The organism is Streptococcus sp. 1449 (genome assembly GCF_013276805.1).
Lineage (GTDB): Bacteria > Bacillota > Bacilli > Lactobacillales > Streptococcaceae > Streptococcus > Streptococcus pseudopneumoniae.
Genome location: NZ_VMLS01000009.1, coordinates 52,890 through 67,670 on the forward strand (window position 1 = coordinate 52,890; position 14,781 = coordinate 67,670).

Here is a 14,781-nt window from a genome sequence, read left to right on the forward strand (position 1 = left end):
AAGGGAAATTTGGTAAGATAGGAATATGGATTTTGAAAAAATTGAACAAGCTTATACCTATTTACTAGAGAATGTCCAAGTCATCCAAAATGATTTGACGACCAACTTTTATGACGCCTTGGTGGAGCAAAATAGCATCTATCTGGACGGTGAAACTGAGCTAAATCAGGTCAAAGACAACAATCAGGTTCTTAAACGCTTAGCGCTTCTCAAAGAAGAATGGCTCAAGACCTACCAGTTTCTCTTGATGAAGGCTGGGCAGACAGAGCCCCTGCAGGCTAATCACCAGTTTACGCCAGATGCTATTGCCTTGCTTTTGGTATTTATTGTGGAAGAGTTGTTTACAGAGGAAGAAATCACTATCCTCGAAATGGGTTCTGGCATGGGAATTCTGGGCGCTACTTTCTTGACCTCGCTTGATAAAAAGGTGGATTACTTGGGAATGGAAGTGGATGATTTGCTGATTGATTTGGCAGCTAGCATGGCAGACGTGATCGGATTGCAGGCTGGCTTTGTCCAAGGAGATGCCGTTCGTCCACAAATGCTCAAAGAAAGCGATGTGGTCATCAGCGACTTGCCGGTCGGCTATTATCCTGATGATGCCGTTGCGTCGCGTCATCAAGTTGCTTCTAGTCAAGAATATACTTACGCCCATCACTTGCTCATGGAACAAGGGCTTAAGTATCTCAAGTTAGACGGATACGCTATTTTTCTAGCTCCGAGTGATTTGTTGACCAGCCCTCAAAGTGATTTGTTAAAAGGGTGGCTGAAAGAAGAGGCGAGTCTGGTTGCTATGATTAGTCTGCCTGAAAATCTCTTTGCCAATGTCAACCAATCTAAGGCTATTTTTATCTTACAGAAGAAAAATGAAATAGCAGTAGAGCCTTTTGTGTATCCACTTGCTAGCTTGCAAGATGCAAGCATTTTAATGAAATTCAAAGAAAATTTTCAAAATTGGAGCAAAGGTACTGAAATATAAAATAGATTTTGTTATAATAGTTGAAAACGCTTAAAAGAGGTAATTGATAATGACAAAAACAATCGCAATAAATGCAGGAAGTTCAAGTTTAAAATGGCAATTATACTTAATGCCAGAAGAAAAAGTATTGGCGAAAGGCTTGATTGAACGTATCGGTTTGAAAGATTCAATTTCAACTGTAAAATTTGATGGCCGTTCTAAACAACAAATTTTAGATATCGAAAATCACACACAAGCTGTTAAAATCTTATTGGATGACTTGATTCGTTTCGATATTATCAAGGCTTATGATGAGATTACAGGTGTTGGACACCGTGTTGTTGCGGGTGGAGAATATTTCAAAGAATCAACAGTTGTTGAGGGGGATGTTTTAGAAAAAGTTGAAGAGTTGAGTTTGTTGGCTCCTCTCCACAATCCAGCCAATGCAGCAGGTGTTCGTGCCTTCAAGGAATTGTTGCCAGACATTACCAGTGTAGTTGTTTTTGATACTTCCTTCCACGCAAGTATGCCAGAGAAAGCTTATCGCTACCCTCTACCAACAAAATATTACACAGAAAACAAGGTTCGTAAATACGGTGCTCATGGTACAAGTCACCAGTTTGTAGCAGGAGAAGCTGCAAAACTCTTGGGACGTCCATTAGAAGACTTGAAGTTGATTACCTGTCATATTGGTAACGGAGGCTCAATTACAGCTGTGAAAGCCGGCAAATCTGTTGATACTTCTATGGGCTTCACTCCTCTGGGTGGTATTATGATGGGAACGCGTACAGGGGACATTGATCCAGCTATCATTCCTTACTTAATGCAATATACAGAGGATTTTAATACACCAGAAGATATCAGTAGTGTTCTTAATCGTGAATCGGGTCTTTTGGGAGTTTCTGCTAATTCTAGCGATATGCGTGACATAGAAGCTGCTGTAGCAGAAGGGAATCACGACGCTAGCTTGGCTTATGAAATGTATGTTGACCGTATTCAAAAACATATCGGTCAGTACCTTGCAGTACTAAACGGAGCAGATGCCATTGTTTTCACAGCAGGTGTTGGTGAAAATGCAGAAAATTTCCGTCATGATGTAATCTCAGGAATTTCGTGGTTTGGTTGTGATGTTGATGATGAAAAGAATATCTTTGGTGTGACAGGAGACATCTCAACAGATGCAGCGAAGATCCGTGTCTTGGTTATTCCAACAGATGAAGAATTAGTCATTGCCCGTGATGTTGAACGCTTGAAAAAATAAGTGAAACTAAAAAAATATTCAATACAAGGAGTTGGGAAAGTTATTTTTCCAGCTTCTTTTTTTAAACTTAACTAGCTTTGAAAGGTAGAAGTCATAGATAGCGGTGGATGATTTTAAGAAGCGTTATAGTGGATTGAGATATAGTACATTGAGTCAAGAATAGGATACATCGGTTTCTGAAATATTGTTAAAAATGAGGATGAATTTCTCAATCAATTTGTTCATATTCTATTTCAACATACTATAAAATGTGAATAAATTAATTAGCTGATTTCAATGCATTTCTAAAAATGTATTAGAAGTCGTATTGTGCTGTTGTAATTTAAATTTGCTATAAAAGTGATAAAAGATAACTTATTTCTAATTTTCGCTTAGAATGACAGGTGTCATCGATTAATATTTTATATTATGTCAATTTTTGATTGTATCCGCTTACAATTTATGCTATAATAGTACAGTAATAAGTTATAAGAGCTGTTGTATCGTTCTTGGTTTATAGTTATGGAGGTAACATCATGGGTACTATTATGGAATTTGCAACAGAAAAACAGATTGAATCATTTCTTTCAACTTGTCATATCGAGGGACAAAGGAATTTTCTGATGGCTTTTAAGAAAAAGACATGGCTGAAATCCTTTATTGATTTTTTCATTATAGGAGGAGTCTACTATGTTCAGTCGAGTGTGAAGCCAAAGATTATGTCATTCACATCTAAGGGGATTTACTTGATGGACATTAGTGATGTAACTGAAAATCGGCCTAATCAAGTCATTGAAATGTCCTGAAGTCAAGTTGAAGATTTTAGTTATAACACAGTCTTGAACACAGTTAGAATTAAATGGCACTATCAAAGTGAACAGTACATCTTTTCAGTAGATGTAGGTAATATCAGTCAACATTTAGGACAGTATCAATTTAACAAACAACATTATGACTATTTAGCACAACACGATTTCTTTCAGAAAGAGTGAATGAGATGAAAAAGATAATTACAAAATGTATTGTTATTGCTACGACTTTGCTTATTATGGTACCGAGTTTTATAGGGATTGCATACGCTAATGAAACAAAGGTTCCAAATACAACTGTAGAGTATATTGATGTTGCCGAAGTAGAGAAGGATTTGAAATTCTTGTTTACAGAAGCGACGAGTTATGAGAATGGCGTTCTTTATGTTAATAAAGAATTATTGACAGAACGCTATGGCACTTTAGCACCGTATATTGTAATGGGCATTGAACGTATTTATACAGAGCCTAATTTGGTTCAAAACTTGCAAGCCTCTTTACAAGATAGAGATTTTGTTTCATGTATGCGTGATGAGTTGATTGGTATGATTCCAGGTATGGAACTTGTTGATTTAATGAGAGGGGACATTATCAGTTATATTCAAGGTAAAATGTGGGGCAAAGCTGCCTCATATATAGCAATGGAACTTGCTAAATTTGGCATGAAGAGTAACGTTGCAGGAATCGTTGCACAATTAGGAATCTCTGCTGGAAAATGTGCTATTTGGGGTTAGTTATGCTTAAATACTTGTAATTAAGAATGTTAAAATGATAATTCTGTCTTTAATGAATGTGATAAAGTGGTTGGAAAATAAATTTTCTAACCATTTTGTCGTTTTTAGTGTTTACAGGGAAAATGACTTCAAATTTTTTAAGTTTTAAGTATAGACTGTTACGGGAACGGTAGACATTGTGACAATAAGAAAGAGAATGAAAGCACGACGAAAAGGATTAAAAAATAAACAAGAGAATATTGGTAGAATTGTCCAAAACCTTGCTATGATTGGCTTTTTTGAAAAATATGGTATAATAGTAGTAATTTAATAGATGGAGTTGAGTTTTGAAGAAAAACTTTCGTGTAAAAAGAGAGAAAGATTTTAAGGCGATTTTCAAGGAGGGGACAAGTTTTGCCAATCGCAAATTTGTCGTCTACCAACTAGAAAACCAGAAAAATCATTTTCGAGTAGGTCTATCAGTTAGCAAAAAGCTGGGGAATGCGGTCACTAGAAATCAAATCAAGAGACGAATCCGACATATTATCCAGAATGCAAAAGGGAGTCTGGTAGAAGATGTCGACTTTGTTGTCATTGCTCGAAAAGGGGTTGAAACCTTGGGATACGCAGAGATGGAGAAAAATCTACTCCACGTATTAAAATTATCAAAGATTTACCAGGAAGGAAATGGGAGTGAAAAAGAAACTAAAGTTGACTAGTTTGCTAGGACTGTCTCTATTGATCATGACAGCCTGTGCGACTAATGGGGTAACTAGCGATATTACAGCCGATTCGGCTGATTTTTGGAGTAAATTGGTTTACTTCTTTGCGGAAATCATTCGCTTTTTATCGTTTGATATTAGTATCGGAGTGGGGATTATTCTCTTTACGGTCTTGATTCGTACAGTCCTCTTGCCAGTCTTTCAGGTGCAAATGGTGGCTTCTAGGAAAATGCAGGAAGCTCAGCCACGCATTAAGGCGCTTCGAGAACAATATCCAGGTCGAGATATGGAAAGCAGAACCAAACTAGAGAAGGAAATGCGTAAAGTATTTAAAGAAATGGGTGTCAGACAGTCAGACTCTCTTTGGCCGATTTTGATTCAGATGCCGGTTATTTTGGCCCTGTTCCAAGCCCTATCAAGAGTTGACTTTTTAAAGACAGGTCATTTCTTATGGATTAACCTTGGTAGTGTGGATACAACCCTTGTTCTTCCGATTTTAGCAGCAGTATTCACCTTTTTAAGTACTTGGTTGTCCAACAAAGCTTTGTCTGAGCGAAATGGCGCTACGACTGCGATGATGTATGGGATTCCAGTCTTGATTTTTATCTTTGCAGTTTATGCGCCAGGTGGAGTCGCCCTATACTGGACAGTGTCTAATGCTTATCAAGTCTTGCAAACCTATTTCTTGAACAATCCATTCAAGATTATCGCAGAGCGCGAGGCTGTAGTACAGGCACAGAAAGATTTGGAAAATAGAAAAAGAAAAGCCAAGAAAAAGGCTCAGAAAACGAAATAATAAGGAGGAATCTGGTAATGGTAGTATTTACAGGTTCAACTGTTGAAGAAGCAATCCAAAAAGGATTGAAAGAATTAGATATTCCAAGGAAGAAGGCACATATTAAAGTCATTTCTAGGGAGAAAAAAGGCTTTCTTGGTTTATTTGGTAAAAAACCAGCCCAAGTGCATATTGAAGCGATTAGTGAAACGACTGTTGTCAAAGCAAATCAACAAGCTGTAAAGGGAGTTCCAAAACAAATCAATGATTTGAATGAGCCTGTTAAAACAGTTAGTGAAGCGACCGTTGATTTGGGTCATGTTGTAGAGGCGATTAAAAAGATTGAGGAAGAAGGCCAAGGTATTTCTGATGAAGTCAAGGCTGAAATCTTAAAACATGAAAGACATGCCAGCACTATCTTAGAAGAAACTGGTCACATTGAGATTTTAAATGAACTTCAAATCGAGGAAGCGATGAGGGAAGATGAGGGCGCTGATGACCTTGAAACTGAGCAAGACCAGACTGAAAATCAAGACCTGACAGAGATGGGCTTGAAAGTTGGACCAAGCTTTGATATTGAACAAGTAGCTACGGAAGTAACGACTTATGTTCAAACAATTATTGATTATATGGACGTTGAGGCGACGATTTCAAATGACTATAACCGTCGTAGCATCAATCTACAAATTAACACCAACGAACCAGGTCGTATTATCGGCTACCATGGTAAAGTCTTGAAGTCCTTGCAACTGTTGGCTCAAAATTATCTTTATAATAGCTATTCAAGAACCTTCTATATTACAATCAATGTCAATGATTATGTTGAACACCGTGCAGAAGTCTTGCAGACCTATGCGCAAAAATTGGCGACTCGTGTTTTGGAAGAAGGACGCAGTCGTCAGACAGATCCAATGTCGAATAGCGAACGCAAGATTATCCACCGTATTATTTCACGTATGGATGGCGTGACCAGTTACTCTGAGGGTGACGAGCCCAATCGCTATGTCGTTGTAGATACAGAATAAGTAAAATCAGGTTTATCCTGATTTTTTGCTAGCTAGAGGAGATGAAACGGATGCTGAATAAGATAAGAGATTATTTAGACTTTGCTGGTTTGCAGTACCGTAATCCTGATAAAGCGGGAGCAGAGCGAGAGAAGATGCTGGAATTGCGCTATAAAGGCCAAGAGGCACGAAAGGCTTTTACAGAACTGGCCAAAGCCTTTCAAGCAAGCCATCCAGAATGGCAACTCCAACAGACTAGTCAGTGGATGAATCAGGCCCAGCGTTTGAGACCACATTTTTGGGTTTATCTACAGAGAGACGGACAAGTGACAGAACCTATGATGGCCTTACGTTTGTATGGGACATCTACTGACTTTGGAATTTCTTTGGAAGTCAGTTTCATCGAGCGTAAGAAGGATGAGCAAACACTGGGCAAGCAGGCCAAAGTTTTAGACATTCCAACCGTTAAAGGGATTTATTATCTAGCCTACTCTGATGGTCAAAGTCAACGGTGGGAGGCGAACGAAGAAAATCGTCGCACTTTAGTCGAGAAGATAGGCAGCCAAGAAGTCCGTAAAGTTTTAGTGAAGGCAGACGTTCCTGTGACAGAAAATTCGTCTGAAGAAGAAATCGTAGAAGGCTTATTGAAGTCTTATTCTAAAATTCTTCCCTATTATCTAGCTACGAGAAAATAAGATAATTTGTAAAACATCATAAATCATACAGTCCAAGAGTGAACAGTCCGCTGTGTAATTCTTGGTCTTTTTGTTTGCGCTTTCGCATTATATAATAAACTTACAAAAACAATTCAAAAGGAGAACAATTATGGAAGTCGTTTCAAGTGTTCTAAATTGGTTTTCTAGCAATATTTTGCAGAATCCCGCATTTTTCGTAGGTTTATTGGTGTTGATAGGATACGCACTTTTGAAAAAACCTGCCCATGACGTTTTCTCAGGGTTTGTTAAAGCAACAGTAGGGTATATGTTGCTTAACGTGGGTGCTGGTGGTTTGGTTACAACCTTCCGTCCAATCTTAGCAGCCCTTAACTACAAATTCCAAATTGGTGCAGCGGTTATCGACCCTTACTTTGGACTTGCTGCAGCAAACAACAAAATTGCAGCAGAGTTTCCAGATTTTGTTGGAACTGCAACTACAGCTCTATTGATTGGTTTCGGAATAAATATCTTGCTCGTAGCTCTTCGAAAGATTACGAAGGTAAGAACCCTCTTTATTACTGGTCACATCATGGTACAACAAGCTGCAACAGTATCTCTTATGATTCTATTCTTAGTACCACAATTGCGCAATGCTTACGGTACAGCAGCGATTGGTATCATCTGTGGACTTTACTGGGCAGTTAGTTCAAATATGACTGTTGAGGCAACTCAACGCTTGACTGGTGGTGGCGGATTTGCGATTGGTCACCAACAGCAATTTGCAATCTGGTTTGTAGATAAAGTAGCAGGACGCTTTGGTAAGAAAGAAGAAAGTTTAGACAATCTTAAATTACCTAAGTTCCTCTCAATCTTCCACGATACAGTTGTTGCATCTGCTACCTTGATGCTCGTATTCTTCGGAGCCATTCTTTTAATCTTGGGTCCAGACATTATGTCTAATAAAGAAGTCATCACTTCAGGAACTCTATTCAATCCTGCTAAACAAGATTTCTTTATGTACATTATCCAAACAGCCTTTACCTTCTCAGTTTACTTGTTCGTTTTGATGCAAGGTGTCCGAATGTTCGTATCTGAGTTGACAAACGCCTTCCAAGGTATTTCAAACAAATTGTTGCCAGGTTCATTCCCAGCGGTTGACGTTGCAGCTTCTTATGGATTTGGTTCTCCAAATGCTGTCTTGTCAGGATTTACCTTTGGTTTGATTGGTCAATTGATTACAATTGTCTTGCTCATCGTCTTTAAAAATCCGATTCTTATTATTACAGGATTTGTACCAGTGTTCTTTGACAATGCAGCCATTGCGGTCTACGCTGATAAACGCGGCGGATGGAAAGCGGCTGTTATCCTTTCCTTTATATCAGGCGTCCTTCAAGTTGCTCTAGGAGCTCTTTGTGTGGCCCTTCTCGATTTGGCATCTTATGGTGGCTACCATGGAAATATCGACTTTGAATTCCCATGGCTTGGATTTGGATATATCTTCAAATACCTTGCTATTGTTGGTTATGTACTTGTGTGTCTCTTCTTGCTTGTTATTCCTCAACTTCAATTTGCCAAAGCAAAAGATAAAGAGAAATATTACAACGGTGAAGTTCAAGAAGAAGCTTAGTATCTAGAAAAGGAGAAATAAAATGGTTAAAGTATTAGCAGCGTGCGGAAATGGAATGGGTTCATCAATGGTTATCAAGATGAAGGTTGAAAATGCTCTCCGTAAGCTTAATCAAACAGATTTTACAGTCAATTCATGCAGTGTCGGTGAAGCTAAAGGTTTAGCAGTAGGATATGACATCGTAATCGCTTCTCTTCATTTGATTCAAGAATTGGAAGGGCGAACTAATGGGAAGTTAATTGGGCTTGATAACTTGATGGATGATAAAGAAATCACCGAAAAACTCAGTCAAGCACTACAGTAAAAGGTTGGAGGGGGCTGGACAGAAACTGAGAGTTATCGTTTCTGTCCTTCTCCCTCTTAAATAAAGGAGGCAGATATGAATTTAAAACAAGCTTTAATTGACAATGACTCGATCCGACTAGGTTTAGAGGCTAACGATTGGAAAGAAGCAGTCAAGGTAGCAGTAGATCCCTTAATTGAAAGTGGGGCAATTTTGCCAGAGTATTACGATGCTATCATTGAATCGACTGAAGAGTATGGGCCTTACTATATCTTGATGCCAGGTATGGCTATGCCCCATGCTAGACCTGAAGCTGGTGTGCAAAGTGATGCCTTTTCATTGATTACCTTACAAAATCCTGTTGTATTTTCAGATGGGAAAGAGGTATCTGTTTTGTTGGCACTGGCAGCAACAAGCTCAAAAATTCACACAAGTGTAGCCATTCCACAAATTATTGCTCTGTTTGAATTAGACGATTCTATTGCACGTTTACAGGCTTGCCAGACTAAAGAAGATGTCTTGGCTATGATTGAAGAATCTAAGGATAGCCCTTATCTCGAAGGATTGGACTTGGAAAGTTAGAAAGAGGAATAAAGAAATGACAAAAAGAATACCTAATTTACAAGTTGCATTAGACCATTCAGACTTGCAAGGAGCGATTAAAGCAGCTGTTTCTGTTGGTCAGGAAGTAGATATTATCGAAGCTGGAACTGTTTGCTTGCTTCAAGTTGGAAGTGAACTGGCTGAAGTCTTGCGTAGCCTTTTCCCAGATAAGATTATTGTGGCAGACACAAAATGTGCTGATGCTGGTGGAACAGTTGCTAAAAATAATGCGGTTCGTGGAGCAGACTGGATGACTTGTATCTGTTGTGCAACCATCCCTACTATGGAAGCAGCTCTAAAGGCTATCAAGACTGAACGAGGAGAACGAGGCGAAATCCAGATCGAGCTTTATGGCGATTGGACTTTTGAACAAGCTCAGCTTTGGCTAGATGCAGGTATCTCACAAGCTATTTATCACCAATCTCGTGATGCTCTTCTTGCTGGTGAAACTTGGGGTGAAAAAGACCTTAATAAGGTTAAAAAACTCATTGACATGGGCTTCCGTGTATCTGTAACAGGTGGTCTAGATGTAGATACTCTCAAACTCTTTGAAGGTGTTGATGTCTTTACCTTTATCGCAGGTCGTGGAATTACAGAGGCTGCGGATCCAGCAGGAGCAGCGCGTGCCTTCAAGGATGAAATCAGACGAATTTGGGGGTAAATCATGGTACGTCCAATTGGAATTTATGAAAAGGCAACCCCAACACACTTTACTTGGCTAGAACGTTTAAATTTTGCCAAGGAGTTAGGCTTTGATTTTGTCGAGATGTCTATTGACGAACGTGACGAGCGTTTAGCAAGACTTGACTGGAGTAAGGAAGAACGCTTGGAAGTTGTCAAAGCAATCTATGAAACTGGTGTTCGTATTCCTTCTATCTGTTTTTCAGGCCATCGTCGCTACCCATTGGGTTCAAAAGATCCAGTTCTAGAGGAAAAATCTCTAGAACTCATGAAAAAATGTATCGAATTAGCTCAAGACTTGGGAGTTCGTACGATTCAATTAGCTGGTTACGATGTTTACTATGAGGAAAAGTCACCCCAGACACGCCAACGTTTTATCAAAAATTTGAGAAAAGCCTGTGACTGGGCTGAAGAAGCTCAGGTGGTACTTGCTATTGAAATTATGGATGATCCTTTCATCAATAGCATCGAAAAATATTTGGCTATAGAAAAAGAGCTTGACTCTCCCTTCCTCTTTGTATATCCAGATATTGGTAATGTGTCTGCATGGCATAATGATATCTATAGTGAGTTTTATCTTGGTCATCATGCCATCGCAGCTCTCCATCTCAAGGATACTTATGCAGTGACAGAAAGTTCAAAGGGGCAGTTCCGAGATGTACCTTTTGGGCAAGGTTGTGTCAAATGGGAAGAAGCTTTCGATATTTTAAAACAAACCAATTATAATGGACCTTTCCTAATCGAAATGTGGTCTGAAAATTGTGAAACAGTAGAAGAAACACGCGCAGCCGTTCAAGAGGCGCAAGCTTTTCTCTATCCACTCATTAAGAAAGCAGGTTTGATGTAAGATGAATCAAGTAATCAATGCTATGCGTAAACGAGTCTGTGATGCCAATCAATCATTGCCAAAACATGGACTTGTCAAATTTACCTGGGGGAATGTATCGGAAGTCAATCGCGAACTCGGTGTCATTGTTATCAAACCATCAGGCGTGGATTATGACGAATTGACACCTGAAAACATGGTAGTGACTGATCTAGATGGTAAGATCCTAGAAGGGGATTTAAGACCATCTTCCGACCTCCCAACTCATGTGCAATTATATAGGGCTTGGTCAGAAATTGGTAGTGTGGTTCACACCCATTCGACAGAAGCTGTTGGTTGGGCTCAGGCAGGTCGTGATATTCCTTTCTACGGAACAACCCATGCAGATTATTTCTACGGTTCAATCCCTTGTGCCCGTAGTTTGACCAAGGATGAAGTAGAAGTGGCCTATGAAAAAGATACTGGCCTGGTTATCGTAGAAGAGTTTGAACATCGCGGACTTAACCCGGTTGAAGTACCAGGAATTGTTGTACGCAATCACGGTCCATTCACCTGGGGCAAAAATCCAGAGAATGCTGTTTATCACTCTGTCGTACTAGAGGAAGTATCAAAGATGAATCGCTTTACAGAACAAATCAATCCAAGAGTTGGACCTGCTCCCCAGTACATACTAGAAAAGCACTACCAACGTAAACATGGACCAAATGCTTATTATGGTCAAAAGTAAGAACGATGAAGGAGGAGAAAAAGATAAATTTAGCTCCTCTTTTTACATTTGATTTTTATTGAGAGTAAAGTTGGAGTTGAAGTAATTTTGAAAGATTTTTTAGAAATAGCGCTTGATATATATGGTAAAATAAAAAGAATTGCTGTGATATCAATAGATTTGGGGGATTTTTTAATATGGTACTGGATAAGGCAAGTTGTGATTTGCTTCAATATTTGATGGATCAAGAAACGTCCAAAACGATTATGGCGATTTCGAAAGATTTGAAAGAGTCAAGAAGGAAAATTTATTATCACATTGACAAAATCAATGCTGCTCTGGTTGACGAGGCGCTTCACATCATTAGTATTCCACGAATTGGTATTCACTTAACGGAAGAGCAGAGAGATGCTTGTTGTAAACTATTATCGGAAGTAGATTCGTACGATTATATCATGAGTGCGCATGAACGTATGATGATAATGTTACTATGGATAGGTATTTCTAAAGAACGTATTACGATTGAAAAATTGATAGAGTTAACAGAGGTATCTAGGAATACTGTTCTCAATGATTTGAATAGTATTCGTTATCAACTAACTTTGGAACAATATCAGGTGATCTTGCAAGTGAGCAAGTCACAGGGATACCACCTTCATGCCCACCCTCTTAATAAAATTCAGTATCTTCAATCGCTTCTATATCATATTTTTATGGAAGAAAATGCCACTTTTGTATCTATTTTAGAAGATAAGATGAAAGAGAGGTTAGATGATGAGTGTTTGCTTTCTGTTGAAATGAACCAATTTTTTAAGGAACAGGTTCCTTTAGTTGAACAAGATTTAGGGAAGAAAATAAACCATCATGAAATAACTTTTATGTTGCAGGTTCTACCTTATTTGCTGTTAAGCTGTCATAATGTTGAACAGTATCAAGAAAGACATCAGGATATAGAGAAAGAATTTTCTTTGATAAGAAAAAGAATAGAGTATCAGGTGTCTAAGAAGCTAGGAGAACGGTTGTTTCAAAAGTTTGAAATTTCTTTGTCAGGACTTGAAGTTTCTCTTGTAGCTGTTCTCCTCCTCTCCTATCGTAAAGATTTGGATATTCATGCAGAAAGTGATGATTTTCGGCAATTAAAACTTGCTTTAGAAGAATTTATCTGGTATTTTGAATCACAAATCCGAATGGAGATTGAGAACAAGGATGATTTGTTACGAAATTTGATGATCCACTGTAAAGCCTTGTTATTTAGAAAGACTTACGGTATTTTTTCTAAAAATCCTCTAACAAAACAAATTCGATCCAAGTATGGAGAATTATTTTTAGTCACTAGAAAATCTGCGGAAATTTTAGAAGGAGCATGGTTTATTCGGCTAACAGACGATGATATTGCCTATTTGACGATTCATATTGGAGGATTTTTAAAGTATACACCATCGTCTCAAAAAAATATGAAAAAAGTTTATCTCGTTTGTGATGAAGGTGTTGCGGTTTCGAGACTTTTGCTGAAACAATGCAAACTTTATTTTCCAAATGAGCAAATTGGCACTGTATTTACAACAGAACAATTTAAGAGTGTGGAAGATATTGCACAAGTTGATGTAGTGATTACTACTAATGATGATTTGGATAGCAGATTTCCGATTTTAAGGGTTAATCCTATCCTTGAAGCAGAAGATATTTTGAAAATGCTAGACTATCTTAAACACAATATATTTCGTAATGAGGGCAAAAGTTTCAGTGAAAATCTTTCTAGTCTTATTTCGTCTTATATTGTAGACAGCAAGTTGGCTAGTAAGTTCCAAGAAGAGGTTCAAACACTTATAAATCAAGAAATAGTAGTTCAAGCTTTTTTGGAAGATATTTGAAGGACAGTCCAATGATGAACACAAACCTGTGTTTTTCTTGGTCTTTTTTAGTGTTTTGAAGGGTGGTATACTAATCTCAAAGATAACAATTATATCCAAAGGAGGCAACATATGCCAAACGTCAAAGAAATTACAAGAGAGTCATGGATTTTAGCTACTTTCCCAGAGTGGGGGACCTGGCTCAACGAAGAAATAGAAGGAGAAGTCGTAGCTGAAGGCAACTTTGCCATGTGGTGGCTAGGCAACTGTGGTACTTGGATTAAGACACCAGCTGGTGCTAACGTTGTCATGGACCTTTGGTCAAATCGTGGAAAATCAACCAAAAAAGTGAAAGATATGGTTCGTGGGCACCAAATGGCAAATATGGCTGGTGTTCGTAAGTTGCAACCAAACTTGCGTGTTCAGCCAATGGTTATCGATCCATTTGCTATCAACGAACTAGACTATTACTTAGTTTCACACTTCCATAGTGATCATATCGACCCATACACAGCTGCAGCAATTCTCAACAATCCTAAGTTAGAGCATGTTAAGTTTATCGGTCCTTACCACTGTGGACGAATCTGGGAAGGATGGGGTGTTCCAAAAGAACGTATCATCGTTGTGAAGCCAGGTGACACTATCGAATTAAAAGATATGAAGATTCATGCAGTAGAATCATTTGACCGTACTTGCTTGGTAACTCTTCCAGTGAACGGTGCTGATGAGACAGGCGGTGAACTTGCTGGCTTGGCTGTTACAGATGAAGAAATGGCTCAAAAGGCTGTTAACTATATCTTTGAAACACCAGGTGGAACCATCTATCATGGTGCAGATTCTCACTTCTCAAACTATTTTGCAAAACATGGTAAAGACTTTAAAATTGATGTTGCTTTGAATAACTATGGTGAAAATCCGGTAGGTATCCAAGACAAAATGACATCTATCGACCTTCTTCGTATGGCAGAAAATCTGCGTACCAAAGTCATTATCCCAGTTCACTATGATATCTGGTCTAACTTCATGGCTTCTACTAATGAGATTCTAGAACTTTGGAAAATGCGAAAAGATCGCTTGCAATACGATTTCCATCCATTTATCTGGGAAGTTGGCGGTAAGTACACTTATCCTCAAGATCAACACTTAGTAGAATACCATCATCCACGTGGTTTTGATGATTGTTTTGAACAAGACTCTAACATTCAATTTAAAGCTTTGCTATAATATAAAAATATTCTTTGGAGGTTATCCGTATGTTGCATGATACGGATAATTTTCATATAATAGTAAAATAGAATGTGTGATTCAATAATCACCTCAAATAGAAA

Annotated in this window: 15 protein-coding genes and 1 pseudogene; all 16 read left to right on the forward strand. The window is 38.4% G+C overall.

The window, feature by feature from the left end; all coding sequences use genetic code 11:
• Positions 1 to 25 precede the first annotated feature (25 nt).
• The 16 genes and pseudogenes from HT687_RS02510 (at position 26) to ulaG (ending at position 14,677) form a co-directional block, all read left to right on the forward strand.
• Complete coding sequence (locus HT687_RS02510; RefSeq protein ID WP_172924069.1) at positions 26 to 979, forward strand: class I SAM-dependent methyltransferase; 954 nt, start codon at positions 26 to 28, stop codon at positions 977 to 979.
• Between the two features lie 49 nt (positions 980 to 1,028).
• Complete coding sequence (locus HT687_RS02515; protein ID WP_172924070.1) at positions 1,029 to 2,219, forward strand: acetate kinase; 1,191 nt, start codon at positions 1,029 to 1,031, stop codon at positions 2,217 to 2,219.
• A gap of 515 nt (positions 2,220 to 2,734) precedes the next feature.
• Positions 2,735 to 3,190, forward strand: a pseudogene (locus HT687_RS12300) (hypothetical protein).
• 5 nt (positions 3,191 to 3,195) lie between these two features.
• Complete coding sequence (locus HT687_RS02525; protein WP_050223352.1) at positions 3,196 to 3,741, forward strand: hypothetical protein; 546 nt, start codon at positions 3,196 to 3,198, stop codon at positions 3,739 to 3,741.
• Positions 3,742 to 4,067: 326 nt separating this feature from the next.
• Positions 4,068 to 4,439 (forward strand): ribonuclease P protein component, encoded by a 372-nt coding sequence (gene rnpA, locus HT687_RS02530; RefSeq protein ID WP_000739244.1) that lies wholly within the window; start codon positions 4,068 to 4,070, stop codon positions 4,437 to 4,439.
• A complete protein-coding gene (locus HT687_RS02535; RefSeq protein ID WP_212750524.1) occupies positions 4,414 to 5,238 on the forward strand; it encodes a membrane protein insertase YidC in 825 nt (274 codons plus the stop codon). Before rnpA ends, HT687_RS02535 begins: the two co-directional genes overlap by 26 nt.
• A 17-nt stretch (positions 5,239 to 5,255) precedes the next feature.
• Positions 5,256 to 6,242 (forward strand): RNA-binding cell elongation regulator Jag/EloR, encoded by a 987-nt coding sequence (gene jag, locus HT687_RS02540; protein WP_023937021.1) that lies wholly within the window; start codon positions 5,256 to 5,258, stop codon positions 6,240 to 6,242.
• A gap of 50 nt (positions 6,243 to 6,292) precedes the next feature.
• The gene (locus tag HT687_RS02545; RefSeq protein ID WP_023937019.1) at positions 6,293 to 6,916 is read left to right on the forward strand and encodes a hypothetical protein; all 624 of its coding nucleotides are present in this window, start codon (positions 6,293 to 6,295) and stop codon (positions 6,914 to 6,916) included.
• Positions 6,917 to 7,046: 130 nt separating this feature from the next.
• Positions 7,047 to 8,504 carry a PTS ascorbate transporter subunit IIC gene (locus HT687_RS02550; RefSeq protein WP_023937017.1) on the forward strand — a complete coding sequence of 486 codons (1,458 nt, stop codon included), beginning with the start codon at positions 7,047 to 7,049 and terminating at the stop codon, positions 8,502 to 8,504.
• A 22-nt stretch (positions 8,505 to 8,526) separates the two neighbouring features.
• Positions 8,527 to 8,808: a PTS sugar transporter subunit IIB gene (locus HT687_RS02555; protein WP_000241469.1), complete on the forward strand. Its 282-nt coding sequence runs from the start codon at positions 8,527 to 8,529 to the stop codon at positions 8,806 to 8,808.
• A gap of 75 nt (positions 8,809 to 8,883) precedes the next feature.
• Complete coding sequence (locus HT687_RS02560; RefSeq protein WP_001049927.1) at positions 8,884 to 9,369, forward strand: PTS sugar transporter subunit IIA; 486 nt, start codon at positions 8,884 to 8,886, stop codon at positions 9,367 to 9,369.
• 16 nt (positions 9,370 to 9,385) lie between these two features.
• Positions 9,386 to 10,051: a 3-keto-L-gulonate-6-phosphate decarboxylase UlaD gene (locus tag HT687_RS02565; RefSeq protein ID WP_000166728.1), complete on the forward strand. Its 666-nt coding sequence runs from the start codon at positions 9,386 to 9,388 to the stop codon at positions 10,049 to 10,051.
• Between the two features lie 3 nt (positions 10,052 to 10,054).
• Complete coding sequence (locus HT687_RS02570; RefSeq protein ID WP_023937014.1) at positions 10,055 to 10,918, forward strand: L-ribulose-5-phosphate 3-epimerase; 864 nt, start codon at positions 10,055 to 10,057, stop codon at positions 10,916 to 10,918.
• A gap of 1 nt (position 10,919) precedes the next feature.
• Positions 10,920 to 11,624, forward strand: coding sequence for an L-ribulose-5-phosphate 4-epimerase (locus HT687_RS02575; RefSeq protein WP_001077563.1), 705 nt, complete (start codon positions 10,920 to 10,922; stop codon positions 11,622 to 11,624).
• 176 nt (positions 11,625 to 11,800) lie between these two features.
• A complete protein-coding gene (locus HT687_RS02580) occupies positions 11,801 to 13,474 on the forward strand; it encodes a transcription antiterminator (protein WP_023937012.1) in 1,674 nt (557 codons plus the stop codon).
• 111 nt (positions 13,475 to 13,585) lie between these two features.
• The gene (ulaG, locus tag HT687_RS02585; RefSeq protein WP_172922490.1) at positions 13,586 to 14,677 is read left to right on the forward strand and encodes an L-ascorbate 6-phosphate lactonase; all 1,092 of its coding nucleotides are present in this window, start codon (positions 13,586 to 13,588) and stop codon (positions 14,675 to 14,677) included.
• The last annotated feature ends 104 nt before the right edge of the window (positions 14,678 to 14,781 follow it).

Coding starts and splice junctions, on each gene's coding strand:
- HT687_RS02560 (WP_001049927.1), top strand. CDS start 8,884: ATGAATTTAAAACAAGCTTTAATTGACAATGACTCGATCCGACTAGGT.
- HT687_RS02510 (WP_172924069.1), top strand. CDS start 26: ATGGATTTTGAAAAAATTGAACAAGCTTATACCTATTTACTAGAGAAT.
- HT687_RS02580 (WP_023937012.1), top strand. CDS start 11,801: ATGGTACTGGATAAGGCAAGTTGTGATTTGCTTCAATATTTGATGGAT.
- HT687_RS02550 (WP_023937017.1), top strand. CDS start 7,047: ATGGAAGTCGTTTCAAGTGTTCTAAATTGGTTTTCTAGCAATATTTTG.
- HT687_RS02565 (WP_000166728.1), top strand. CDS start 9,386: ATGACAAAAAGAATACCTAATTTACAAGTTGCATTAGACCATTCAGAC.
- jag (WP_023937021.1), top strand. CDS start 5,256: ATGGTAGTATTTACAGGTTCAACTGTTGAAGAAGCAATCCAAAAAGGA.
- ulaG (WP_172922490.1), top strand. CDS start 13,586: ATGCCAAACGTCAAAGAAATTACAAGAGAGTCATGGATTTTAGCTACT.
- HT687_RS02555 (WP_000241469.1), top strand. CDS start 8,527: ATGGTTAAAGTATTAGCAGCGTGCGGAAATGGAATGGGTTCATCAATG.
- HT687_RS02570 (WP_023937014.1), top strand. CDS start 10,055: ATGGTACGTCCAATTGGAATTTATGAAAAGGCAACCCCAACACACTTT.
- HT687_RS02515 (WP_172924070.1), top strand. CDS start 1,029: ATGACAAAAACAATCGCAATAAATGCAGGAAGTTCAAGTTTAAAATGG.
- HT687_RS02525 (WP_050223352.1), top strand. CDS start 3,196: ATGAAAAAGATAATTACAAAATGTATTGTTATTGCTACGACTTTGCTT.
- HT687_RS02545 (WP_023937019.1), top strand. CDS start 6,293: ATGCTGAATAAGATAAGAGATTATTTAGACTTTGCTGGTTTGCAGTAC.
- HT687_RS02575 (WP_001077563.1), top strand. CDS start 10,920: ATGAATCAAGTAATCAATGCTATGCGTAAACGAGTCTGTGATGCCAAT.